We start from the raw sequence: 11,298 nt of genomic DNA, 5'->3' as shown, positions 1-11,298 counted from the left end.
TTCCTTGCTACATAATTGATTACTCAAAATCTAATTAGCTGTTAATTTCATTAAAACGCTTCCATACATTTCTCGAAGAACTCTTAGCATCGGACAACACTTTTCTTTCATTTACCTTAGTTAGCTTTTTGTTCCTTAAGAGGACTTCACCACCAACCAAAACTGTATCAACGTCCTTTGACTTAGCGTGATATACAAGTGTAGCGATTGGATCCGTTACTGGGCAAACGCCAAAGCCGTCCATATCTACTATCTGTATATCTGCCTTTTTCCCTACTTCAATCGACCCCACCTGCTTGTCCAATCCCAATACCTTTGCAGACTCAATAGTGGAAAGCTCTAAAGCTTCATATGCTTTTAATGTCGTAGCATCTCCAGCCTTCAACCTGGAGACTGAAATCGCAGATCGAATCACCTCGAAATAATCTGAGAAAAAATTATCTACGCCTAATCCAACTTTAATTCCTTGACGGCAAAAATCTATTAGCCGAGCTGACACACCTCGAAACGAATTTATTTGAGGGCAGTGTGCTACACTCACTTCCGCTTTTGCCATTAGCTGTAAATCCTCATCACTAACCGTATGGCAATGCACCGCAACTACATTTTTGTTTAAGACTCCATTGTCAAATGCATGTTGGAAAGGTGTTTTTCCGTAATACTTGTCTACGTGTTCTATTTCCTTTTTTCCAATGCCAACGTGAATCGTTAGCTTCAAGCCGTTTTTAGAAGCCACTTTACTTAGACCTTGAAGTAACTCTGGAGAGCATGTCAACGCCATGTTTGCAGCAACAGCAGGAATAAGTCGATCACTTTTATAAGTCTTAATCACGTCAATAAAGTTTTCTGTTTTAGATATTTCAGAAGCTGTAAGAAGAGGGTCATATTCAATAACCGAATTCTTAAATTTTTCAAAACAGAGATCATTGGTCATAATAGACATCAATGATCTAATGCCAATTTCATGTGTGAACTCTGTAAACACATCAACATCTTCTTCCATTTGAAAAATTGTTGTTACCCCACCTCTAACAAGCTCAGAAATCGCTAGAGAGCCTATATTCTTGCGTTCCTCTCTAGTTATTATCTGATTCATTGGAACATATAAATCTGGAGTAGGAGCTTGACCTATATCTTCCGATATACCCCGATAAATAAGGTAACCGGCATGATTATGAACACTTACAAAACCGGGTAAAACAATGCAACCTTTTGCGTCTATTTCTTCGTCTGGGTTAGGATACCTTACTGATAGTTCATCGGATGGACCGACGTCTTTAATCAATTCGCCTTCAACAAAAACAGCTCCATTTGTTAAAACATCTTTGTTTGAATTAACTGTTAAAATAGTCGCATTCTTGATGAGTAAACACTTCTTAGCATTCATAACCAAAATCCAAAATTATGTATATTTAAAGTAAAAGGAATTACACAGTAAGGTGCTCAAGCAGTTTCAGACAGAGACTTCTAAAACTAGAGACTTTAAAGTTAGCTCGCTTCTATTCATGGCGTGCACATCATCTCCATATCCAGCAAAAAAGGGACCTAAGCACCTAAGTTCGCACAGTATATAAGTACCGATGTACTGAAATATTCTTTCTCACAGACATTGCATTACTACTTAATAGTGAAAAATTAGTATTCAGATTTTGAAGTCTCGATCAACTTTACCATTTGCAGTAACTGGTATAGTTTCAATAAACTGAATACCATCAGGCGTCATAGCCGCCGGCAACGAAGTACGTATAGTCTTCTTAAGATCTGTCAAGTCAACGAGTTCAGATATCGGAACGATATAAAGAGTCAATTTATTTAGACCATTAGCCCTTTCAACCCTTGCAATTGATGCGCTAACATCTTCTATAGAATTTACTAATTGTTCAATTTCTTCTACCTGAACTCGAACCCCGTGCAACTTCACTTGAAAGTCTTTTCTTCCAACAAACTCAAGTTTTTCACCTTCAAGAACTCGAAAATAGTCACCAGTCTTGTAAAATCTCTTCTTGAGCCCCCTAAGTTCAATCATTGTATAGCTTTTTTGATTAGCTTCCTCATTATTGACATACCCTGACGACAGCGGTTCTCCACCAACCCATAGTTCTCCGACATCTCCAACACATAAATGTTCTTTGTCACCAATTGCTAAAACCGTGTTAAAGCATATGTTAAGCAATGGTACTTCAATATAATTGCCTTCAGGATTACACTCGTATGCCAAAACTCCCAATGATGTTTCTGTTTGTCCATAGAAATTGAAAAGTCTAATTCCTGGAAATTTCTCGAACACTTTACTTACGAGGTTGCCGTCCCAATATTCACCACCACACATCAATGCCCGTAGTTTAGAGTCGTGAATATCAGGTGAATCTAGTAAAACTTTCTTTAGTAGAGATCCTACAAACTGAACGACACTGATTCCATGCTGATTTATCGAATCTAGTAGGTATTTAGGGTTCGTTTGTAATAATGGTTTAGCAATAAATATCGAAGCACCGTTCAAAATCCCCAAAAATATTTCCCATAGACAAATGTCTGAACTAATAGGTGCCTTATAGAAAAAAACATCATCGCATTCTATATCGCACAATTCTTTTCGCCATTGAAGAGAGTTAATAGTAGACCTATGACTAACCCAGACACCTTTTGGGGAACCAGTAGATCCTGAGGTAAAAAATATAAAAGCATTGTCGCTTGATAAATCTCCTCGGTATTCCTGATTGTTTCTTGTAACTGCGTTTTTCGAATTTTCCAAATCATCGTAGCTATATACTTGGACTTGATCGCTGAACTTTCGCTTCATTACTCCTTTATCACTCAAAACAAAGTTACAACCACAAGTTGACAACATATAGGAGACGCGTACCTTAGATTCTCCTTGCGCATTCAACATAAGACAAACACGATTCAGCTTAAGCGTCGCTAGAATAGCAACGACTTGTTCAATAGATCTACTTATACATATTCCAACCACTTTTGATTCAGGATCAATTTTTTGCTCTATTGCTAACGCAATTTCATTAACCTTACGATTCAGCTCCATATAACTGATTTTTGAATCACCATAGATCAACGATATCCGGTCCGGAAACCTGCTGACTGATTTTGCAAACATGTCATACAAATCTGTTTCACAATGGTTAACTTCCAGCCCTACTCGAATAGATGACTCTAAATTGTTCATTAGGAATCCCTCCTTTAAATTTTATTAACTTGAGCACGAATTTTATTTTTGTCGCGATTTCGCCGCCTTAATTCACTTCTACACACATAATCCCCAGATATGTTAGTACCTTCACCTTTTGATATAAATGATGATAATCTTCGAATAGTTGAATACTGATATAGTTTATACTGTGGGAATTCAACATTGAGACACTCGCGCAATTTAAGATAATACTTAGCCAACGAAATAGAGTCAGCTCCAGCTTCAAAAAAACCTTCCTCTAAATCAATTTTTGAACTAGAAAAAACGCTCTCCCAAATTCTTAAAAGCTCTCTCTCTATATCCTCATTTATCTCATGCTTTGATAGAGGGTTCGATTCAGAATTCTTAATCTTTTTTCTATCTATCTTACCGGTACTTGTTTCTGGAAAGTCCGATACTATACTTATAAACAAGGGTCCTAAGTAATTAGGCAATTGCGAATAGATTTTACTTTCCAGTTGTTCCACAGTAAATTCTATTGAGCTAGGCAAAATGTGTATGCTTATGTTATGTGTATTTTCACTATAAACTACAGCTACATTTGATATTTCGGTAAACGTAAGTAGATCCTTTTCAATCTCTTCAAGATTGACACGGTAACCACGGATTTTTATCTGTCGATCATTCCTTCCTGTAATTTTGAGTACGGAATCACTATCAACAACGCCAGTATCTCCAGTTTTATAGGTTCTTACACTCCCATTGGGATCATGTATGAATCGATCGTTGTTCTTTTTTTCTTCATTTAGATATCCAAGCGATATATACTTGCTTCTAACAATAATCTCGCCTTCCGAACTGCCTTCATTACGAATACTTAATTCAAACCCAGGAACCGCAGATCCAACCGGCAAAATACCATCTTCTGGGTTTTCAACTTCGTGCATCGCAACAAAACCTGTTGTTTCAGTTGCACCATATCCATTTATAAGAAGTGACTTACTGAATATTTCCTTAAATTTTCTATAATCACTTGCATACAGTGTTTCACCTCCAACTATAACTAGCCTAACGCTATCCAGGCATTCGTCATCGAAATTACTACTAAAAAGCTTTCTTAAGAATGTTGGAGTACAGTGAACAATTGTCGGAGAACCACTAGAAAATTCTTGAGCAAGCGAATCAGATTGTATCCGCATTGGATCTATATTAACTAGTTCCGCTCCATTTAATAGTGTACAGTATATGTCTGTTGTAGACGCATCGAAGATTAGAGATGGAATCAATGTGTGTTTATCCGTAAAGGAAATACCGAATCTCTTAGTCAAATAACTTATATGATGCAATATATTCCTCTGGCTTTGAATAACACCCTTTGGCACCCCTGTTGAACCTGATGTATATAATACGGACGCAACGGAGTTTACATCAACTTCTCTTACCGTTCCGGCGAATGGATTGGTCCCTTCTATAACTTGAAATAAAGATACTGTTTCATTAGCAAAACTGATATTCCTAAAAACAGACAAGCTAGACTCATCACAAATTGTAAGTTTTGCATCTACATCTGAAACAATTCTTTTTAGTCTTGATAAACCCATTTCAGAGTTAAGAGGTACGTACGTACAACCTTTAAGTAATATACCTAAGATCGCGGCTATCGATTCAATAACAGTTGTAGGGCCTACAATTATTCTGTCACCATTTCGGACTCCTTTAGTATCTAGATACGTATAGACCTTCAATACTAATTCAGATAGTTTGCCGTATGTGATGAGTTTATTTCCATCTCTAATCGCAATTCGATCCGAGTAGCTATTTGCCGTTTCTAAAAACAATTCGCCTATGCTTTTAGAATATCCAAATTCATTATTATTAGAAGAGATGCCATCGTTGTATGATTCTGTATCCATAGTCGATCCTCGATTCTTTTACAAATATATATAGAAAGACAAAGCATTAACTGGGAGTCTCAGGATTTGATTCTGCTTTAGTTTTTCAAAATTATTTAACACTTCTAGAAGTGTTCAATATACAAGTCATCGTTTACAAGCATAGGAGTAGGTTTAGATTGCGAAGTCTGGTTTGAAATATTTAAACCAAACTTCCAATACCATCATCGACCAGAGGGCTTTTGATGTTACATCACTAGGTTTGTTCGATTGACTACGTATTAGGTTGTTCACGTACTCCAAATTGTATATACCTCGTGACGCGAAATCCGTACTTGTTAGCACCTCCTCTATAAAACCAAATAGTGCTGATCGATTTCTCATCATTGAAGAGATAGGCAATGTAAATGGTTGCTTCTTTCTTTCCAGAATTGACCGAGGGAGCATTCCTTTAGACGCCTCATAAAGAATTCTCTTGGATTGGCTTTCGTTAATCTTATATTCTTCAGGGATTGTACCAGCAATAGCGCGAACCGCCTTTTGGCAAAACGGCACTCTGACTTCAACCGAGTGAGCCATACTTAAGTGATCTACCCTTCTTAGAATGTAATATGGAAACCTTTCAACTTGATCGAACTCTAATATGGAATCTATACCCATTTTGCTGGCAGATCTTACCAACTCAATCTGATGCTGTGGCTCACAGTTAGGTTGGGACAGCAGATCCGTGTACTTTTTGTTATATAAATTTAGTCTTAAATCCCGAGGTATCGCTGAGATCGTATCTAAGTATGATTCAACTGATTGCCTTTTATAGAATAAGTCCGAAAATCTCTGGTAGCCTCCGAATACTTCATCTGCCCCTTCACCCGTAATCGCAACCTTAAAACCGCTTCGCTTTATCTCCTTAAATAAGGCATAAGTACTAATGCAGTGTGGTGCAGCATTTGGTACACCCATTGACTTTACAACTTCAGGTATAAGCTCTGGAATTTCGTTTGGATCTAGCTCTACCTGGTTATAGTTTACCTTACAATAATCTGAGACTTCTTTAGCAAAGTGGCGTTCCTCCGAAGGCCAATTTCCTTTATACGAGATATTAAATGTCTCTATTTCCTTGCTATGTTCTGCTGCTAACGCAGTTAAAAAGGATGAGTCTAGACCACCACTTGTAACTAAACACACGGGCACATCTGCGGTTAGCATTTTTTCTACTTCGTCAGATAGTAAATGCTTCAATTCTTGGGCCGACTCTTTAAAGCTTCGATAAAGTTTCTTTTTATCTTCATTACCCAAATAGTTACTGGTAGTCGAAGTAAGTTGGTTATGTCTTTCCACATTATTGCTTAAAGGATTTAGGGAACAAACAATCTGAGAACCCGGAAGCATATAGTTTACTTCACTAAAAGGCGTTGACACACCGAGTGTGGATTGGAAGGAAAAATACTCGTTAATAAATTCAGGCTTTATAGACCGATTTCCAATTATGAGGCTTTGTAGCGGTTCCATTTCTGATGCAAAAGCAAAAAAACCAGAATCGTGGTCATGAACAAAGTAAATCGGCTTGATCGAATAGTGATCTATTGAGATTATTAGCTTTGTTCTCTCAGTTCTTCCATCAATAATTGCAATGGAATACATTCCATCCAATAACTGTACAAAATCTTCTCCATATTCCTCATAAAGGTAAGGAATTAAAGAACCGTCGCAAGTACCAAGTATATTATACCCAATTGAGGTTAACTTTGATCTTAACTCACGATGATTATAGAGTTCGCCATTGAAGACAACGGAAATTCCGTTTGCAAAGTAAGGTTGAGATCCGGTTTCCAAACCCTGAATTGCCAACCTGTTACCACCAATCAGCCACGACTCTCCTTCACGAATACCTTGCTGATCCGGACCACCATGGAGCAAAGAGTCTTTAACTTGTTCAATTGCTGACTCACTACATTCAAGATTACCTATAAACCCAAAAATCCTACACATTACTTAAAATCCTATACTGCAAGTTCTTACTAAATCCTTTCAATTCTATTTAAAGTCTTTGTTCAACTGTCATAATCCAGTCAAATTTTATGAATTAGTAAAATACACAACATGTAGTCACAATCCATTCTTCTCGCATAGAAATTCAAGAACAAGAAATTAATTTAGTCCTACAATTTTAAAACTATTTGTTATCTCTAATTTTATAAGCGAAGTAGCTCGTACAAGACTTACCAAAAATAAATGTGAACCACTCGTTACCTAAAATATGGTCATAGGGTTATATAGGTAAATCTGTCACTTAACCCTGTGACTAGCTGTACTTACTTTAAAAATTTCTTATACCTAAATCTTCATCACCTTGGAACATATAAGAAAGAAATACAACTATCTGAATCATTGAATGTGATTGTAGGAATCTTTCAGAAACAGATCAAAATCTGCTAGTCTCCACCGTAATTGGCGCCATAAAACACAGTCGACTCAACACGATATTGAGTAGACTTTCGAATTCTTGTTGGAATTCAAACAAAGAACTTTATCGGCAGTACCAATACATAGTACCTAACAAATAACTGCGGGCCTCTTCTGAACATTGCTACCACTCAATGATTGGGAGGCTTGAGGATATTCCCTTTCAATTATTTCAGTAACGATTGATGCCTTCCTAACCATGCTCCTTGCTTCACTCTGTGATGTTTCATGCCCATGAAATTTCAAGGAGGAATTACCACATTTTAGGTAAACTGGAGAAAGTAAACGAACAAACTCGGGGGCATCGTAAAATCTTACGAACCCTCCCGAACTTTTTGGGTTATCTGTATGACAGTCGATTGGAATAGATGTTACAGATCTTATCGACGACAACATGGGTAATTGAAGATCCCGTACAGGATTAATGCTATTAGCCCCCAAATCCTGAAGCAATTTAAATGATGCAGGATTACCATGCCCACAATGCGCTGACACTTTGAAATGGACGTTGCTAGGTATATATCCTGATTTACGAAGCTCACCCAGTGCATATAGCATTCCTTCATCGTAAATTACAAAATGGTCAACGCCAAGGTCAATTGCCCTTTGAACATCTGCGATCGCTCTAACTAATTGTTCTTGCCCTCTTAAACGATAGGCAATAGTACTACCTTGATCAGTTTGGAAACTTGCTCCGGTATCGTTCGATGCTCTGGGACCAGGAGACATTACTAGTTCGCATCCGTAGTCTTTGCAAAGCTTCACCAAAGATTCAATTTCCACATGAGTATGATTAAAGATACCAGCTGTTTCGGTCAATCTGTTGATAGTGATACCTTGTTTTATACTTTCTTCTAGTACTTCTTCAGCTGCTTTCAACGAATTTATCGTTGGGATTTCTATACGATAATCACTTCCATCTGAAAATTTCATTGTGGATTCGGGAAGATGCCACATATCAGACTCAGGCAATCCAATTGCCGTAAGTGACTCTCTAATTTCTTTAAAAAAATTCATATCTTCTTTCCTTGAAAGAGCAAACATTTCACATTAATTAGTTAAAACAATTTATTAGCTTCAAGCACTAATTTCAAAAACTCATATAGCCTGATCTAATGGTACAGCGAGTGGACAATATCTTCTAATGAGTTTTCCTCAATCGATAAATCAACAATAGGTAGTTCATTAACTAACTCTTTTAACATTTCGCTAAGTTTTTGGGTCTGCTCATCAACTTCAATTGAATAAGTGTTATCAGCAACAATACTTGCTTCTTTCAATGGATTTTTTGACAACTGCTTTAGATCTAGCTGTCCGTCTACCTCAACCACTATTTTCTTGTTTGATCTGAACTTATTTATGAAGTCTGATTTATTTCCATCATGAATAACCTTTCCGCTATCAAGAACGACAAGTTGATCACATAACACATCAATATCGTCAAGATCATGTGAAGTTAAGATAACCGTAGTACCTTTCTCTTCACTTAACTGCTTTATTGCTCTCCTAATAGTGGACTTTGCGATTAGATCCAATCCAATTGTTGGCTCGTCTAAAAAAAGCAGTTTTGGATCATGCAGAAGTGTCGATACAATTTCTGCCCTCATGCGTTGCCCTAAACTAAGCATACGTACTGGTGTGTCAATAAATTTGTCAATGCCCATTATCTTAGTAAAGTATTCTAAATTGTCTTCGAACTTCTTCTTTTCAATACGGTAGATATGTCTAAGAATTACGAAAGAGTGTTTCACTGGCAGGTCCCATAACAGCTGGCTACGCTGACCAAACACAACCCCAATTTTATCAACGTAGATCTCGCGCTCCTTGTATGGAACTTTCGAGTTTACGACACAACTACCAGACGTTGGATACATGGCACCTGTCAGAATTTTAATCAGTGTAGATTTACCTGCACCATTCAAACCGATTACACCGCAGATGTCCCCTTCCTTAACGTTAAATGAGACTCCTTTTAACGCATTGACAACGCTATACTCATTTTTTAAGAGCGAAGAAAGAAGCCCCTGAAATGAAGACTTACCCTTACTAACTTTGTAGTTTTTTGTGATATTGGATACTTCTATTATGTTCATTTTATGTTCCGGTATTAGCTGTACTTTGCAAACCTTTTCTCCAAACATAGCTACCTAAGAGAAAATATATAATTGATATCGATGTCACGTAGGCTAAAATAGCTAGCTTCCTGCTCTCAGCAGGCACACTAAATAGTGGAATTGGTACGCTTTCAATCCAATATAGAGTAGGAATAAAAGAAACCAATCCAAATGGAATAAACACGAGCAGTACGCTTTGAAGAATCCAGCCATAAATAGAAACTGGATACCTAGTAAATTCAACAAACTCATGAATTACTTGCATGAGCTCTCCACTTCTTCCCCACCAAAGAGAAAGTGAGGCTACAATCAGCTTAAGAGAAAAGAGAATAACTGCACCGGTGAAAATAAAGTACGCTAATACTAAAAAGTCATTGACGTTAAATTCAACATTCAATCGGTGGATGCTTACAGCAAGCAATGCAATACCTATGGCGATAGGACCAACAGATTCTGTATTTACTCTATTCATTAAAATCTGAAGATATATTGGCATAGGTCTTGTCAAATATTGATAAAGCGACCCTTCAGAAAAGCCACCAAACGCCTCAACCCAAATATAATCGTTATATGCGATGTCAAGGCCTCTAACTAATTGACCTAATCCAATCATAAATAAGACTTGATTAAGCGTTAAACCGCCAAGGGAATCTATCCCCGAAAAGATCGTAAATAGAAGGATTAGAATTATGAGCTGCTGAACTAGTAGCCCAAGCATGCCTACAAGAAAATCCATTTTGTACTGAGCTGCTCCGTAAAGGCGATAAGCAATCACACGCAAATAAATTTTAATAAGTTCAGCCACCTTGCACCTCGAAAGAATTAATCAGTCTGTGCACTGAATAACGAGTAGTTAGGTACAGTATTGCTATCCAAAATAACTGAAGAAGAATATGAGGATACACCTGTTCCCAGCTTAAAAGTCCAGAAAGCAATCCGCTAGGAGTGAAATAGATAGCCTGTAATGGTAGACAGTAACTTAACCAATAAAGGCCAACACTCAAATCCCCTACAAATTGACTAATCAAACCCTCACCAACACCTTCATAAACGCTATGCAGTACTGTGAAAGCGACAATCTGGCCAGATAGCAAAGGAAATAGATTTACTTTTAATAAATGAAGACCCCATGCGTTTCGTGTTTTAAATGAGAGCAATCCCCAAAGTAGATTAACTTGAAAAGAAATTACTACGGCAAATATTGCAGAAGGAATGAACAGTCCTAGCCTAAGAAGATCAATACTTTCTAGATCAACCACAAAGAAAAGCACCACGAGAATTGGAACCAACCCAAAAGATCTTGCAAGTAATTCTCCACACGTGTGAAAAAACATCTGCAATTCGAATTTAGCGGGCCTCATTAGATCAAAAATTATGTTTCCAGTGCGAACGCCCTTTGCAATTCTTCTATCTATATTGTTGCTAGTAATTTGCCCCAATAACAATCCAAAGCCTATATACAAAATATAGTTTGCTTCAGATATCCCTAAAAAGCTTCCGTTAGAGGATTTAAATACAGCTTTCCAAAGATAATACTGGATCGTAAAAACTACTAAATTGTTAAAAAGACCAATGAACACATCGAAACGGTATGCAAAGACCGAGTGATATGAAGACTTTAAAAATCCTAGTGCCCTCATTGTAATAAACCACACCTCCTGAATTAAATTGCCGCGCTTTCAAA

8 protein-coding genes are annotated in these 11,298 nt (G+C 37.3%); all 8 read right to left on the bottom strand.

Annotation, left to right across the window (positions count from 1 at the left end; translation table 11 throughout):
• Positions 1–34: 34 nt before the first annotated feature.
• On the bottom strand, positions 35–1,387 hold the full coding sequence (locus IYN85_RS24890; RefSeq protein ID WP_196161690.1) for an amidohydrolase family protein: 1,353 nt from the start codon (positions 1,385–1,387) through the stop codon (positions 35–37).
• Positions 1,388–1,642: 255 nt separating this feature from the next.
• Complete coding sequence (locus IYN85_RS24885; protein ID WP_196161689.1) at positions 1,643–3,181, bottom strand: AMP-binding protein; 1,539 nt, start codon at positions 3,179–3,181, stop codon at positions 1,643–1,645.
• Between the two features lie 14 nt (positions 3,182–3,195).
• Positions 3,196–5,058 (bottom strand): non-ribosomal peptide synthetase, encoded by a 1,863-nt coding sequence (locus IYN85_RS24880; RefSeq protein WP_196161688.1) that lies wholly within the window; start codon positions 5,056–5,058, stop codon positions 3,196–3,198.
• Between the two features lie 153 nt (positions 5,059–5,211).
• A complete protein-coding gene (asnB, locus tag IYN85_RS24875) occupies positions 5,212–7,026 on the bottom strand; it encodes an asparagine synthase (glutamine-hydrolyzing) (RefSeq protein WP_196161687.1) in 1,815 nt (604 codons plus the stop codon).
• Positions 7,027–7,590: 564 nt separating this feature from the next.
• Positions 7,591–8,517 (bottom strand): hypothetical protein, encoded by a 927-nt coding sequence (locus IYN85_RS24870; protein WP_230390969.1) that lies wholly within the window; start codon positions 8,515–8,517, stop codon positions 7,591–7,593.
• A 95-nt stretch (positions 8,518–8,612) separates the two neighbouring features.
• The gene (locus tag IYN85_RS24865) at positions 8,613–9,593 is read right to left on the bottom strand and encodes an ATP-binding cassette domain-containing protein (protein WP_196161686.1); all 981 of its coding nucleotides are present in this window, start codon (positions 9,591–9,593) and stop codon (positions 8,613–8,615) included.
• Position 9,594: 1 nt separating this feature from the next.
• Positions 9,595–10,419 carry an ABC-2 family transporter protein gene (locus IYN85_RS24860; protein WP_196161685.1) on the bottom strand — a complete coding sequence of 275 codons (825 nt, stop codon included), beginning with the start codon at positions 10,417–10,419 and terminating at the stop codon, positions 9,595–9,597.
• Positions 10,412–11,254 (bottom strand): ABC-2 family transporter protein, encoded by an 843-nt coding sequence (locus tag IYN85_RS24855; protein WP_196161684.1) that lies wholly within the window; start codon positions 11,252–11,254, stop codon positions 10,412–10,414. Before IYN85_RS24855 ends, IYN85_RS24860 begins: the two co-directional genes overlap by 8 nt.
• Positions 11,255–11,298: the final 44 nt, after the last annotated feature.

This window comes from Reinekea sp. G2M2-21, from assembly GCF_015687175.1.
Lineage (GTDB): Bacteria > Pseudomonadota > Gammaproteobacteria > Pseudomonadales > Natronospirillaceae > Reinekea.
The sequence above is the reverse complement of the archived record's forward strand: the minus strand, read 5'-3'. Positions and strand labels throughout refer to the sequence as shown.